The 1,590-nt window shown below is 71.6% G+C and carries 2 protein-coding genes; one reads left to right on the top strand and one right to left on the bottom strand.

Features of this window, described 5'->3' with window-relative positions; all coding sequences use genetic code 11:
* Positions 1–233, bottom strand: a 233-nt coding sequence (locus tag ACFU99_RS43095; protein WP_384404099.1) for a glutaredoxin domain-containing protein, incomplete at its 3' end; no start/stop codon positions are given.
* A 197-nt stretch (positions 234–430) separates the two neighbouring features.
* Here ACFU99_RS43095 and ACFU99_RS43090 point away from each other — a divergent pair.
* On the top strand, positions 431–1,590 hold a 1,160-nt coding region (locus ACFU99_RS43090; RefSeq protein ID WP_384404096.1), incomplete at its 3' end, for an ATP-dependent helicase.

Raw genomic sequence — 1,590 nt, 5'->3', positions numbered from 1 at the left:
ACCTGGGCCAGGCTGGGGTTGGTCATGACCGACTCGGCGCCGGAGTCCGCCACCACGAGCAGCGTCGGCACGGTCTGGTTGCCGCCGTTCGCCTTCTCCACGAAGGCCGCGGAGTCGGCGTCGTGCTCGATGTTGACCTCGGTGTACGCGATCCCCTCGCGGTCCATCTGGCCCTTCAGCCGGCGGCAGTAGCCGCACCAGGTGGTGCTGTACATCGTCACAGTGCCCGACATCAGTCCTCGCGCTCCTTCGTGCTGGCGTGATTGCGGTGGTAGAACGCGCGACCGACGCCGACCATTCCCGGCCGCTCCGCGACGGGCCCGGCCGATTTTCACGACGGGCCCGTCGCCGTCCGGCATTAGTACGACCGGAGTCGGGCGGCTGTGGACAACCGTCACGGTCGTCTCAGCGGACCTGGCAGCATGGCGGGGTGACAGCAGCAACGCGTTCCACCCTCTTCCCTCAGGTCCCGGACTCCGCCGACGCCGTGCTCGACGGGCTCGACCCCGAGCAGCGCGAGGTGGCCACGGCCCTGCGCGGTCCGGTGTGCGTGCTGGCCGGGGCCGGCACGGGGAAGACGCGCGCGATCACCCACCGCATCGCGTACGGCGTCCGGGCCGGGATACTCCAGCCCGCGAGCGTGCTCGCCGTCACCTTCACCAACCGCGCCGCGGGCGAGATGCGCGGCCGGCTGCGCCAGCTCGGCGCGGGCGGCGTGCAGGCCCGTACGTTCCACTCGGCCGCCCTGCGCCAGCTCCAGTACTTCTGGCCCAAAGCCGTCGGCGGCGAGGTGCCGCGGCTGATCGAGCGCAAGGTCCAGTTCGTCGCGGAGGCCGCCGCGCGCTGCCGCGTCCGCCTCGACCGCAATGAACTGCGCGACGTCACGGGCGAGATCGAGTGGTCCAAGGTCACCCAGACCGTCCCCGAGGACTATCCGGCCGCCATCGCCAAGGCCGGCCGCGAGGCCCCCCGCGACCCCGCCGAGATCGGCCGGATCTATGCCACGTACGAGCAGCTCAAGCGCGACCGCGGCGTGATCGACTTCGAGGACGTGCTGCTGCTCACCGTCGGCGTGATCCAGGACCGGCACGACATCGCGGAGACCGTCCGCAAGCAGTACCAGCACTTCGTGGTCGACGAGTACCAGGACGTCAGCCCCCTCCAGCAGCGCCTCCTCGACCTGTGGGTCGGCGACCGGAACAGCCTGTGCGTCGTCGGCGACGCCAGCCAGACCATCTACTCCTTCACCGGCGCCACCCCCGACCACCTGCTGAACTTCCGCAACCGGCACCCGGACGCGACGGTCGTCAAGCTCATCCGGGACTACCGCTCCACCCCCCAGGTCGTGAACCTCGCCAACGGCGTCCTCGCCCACGCCCGCGGCCGGGCCGCCGAGCACCGCCTCGAACTGGTCTCGCAGCGCGAGGCCGGCCCCGAGCCCGCCTACACGGAGTACGCGGACGAGCCCGGCGAGGCCGAGGGCACCGCCCGCCGCGTCCGCGACCTCATCGCCTCGGGCGTGCCCGCCAGCGAGATCGCGATCCTCTTCCGCGCCAACTCCCAGTCTGCGGTCTACGAGGGCGCGCTCGC

Source organism: Streptomyces sp. NPDC057654 (assembly GCF_042800135.1).
GTDB lineage: Bacteria > Actinomycetota > Actinomycetes > Streptomycetales > Streptomycetaceae > Streptomyces.
Note: the sequence above shows the minus strand (reverse complement) of the source record. Positions and strands in the feature narration are given on the sequence as shown.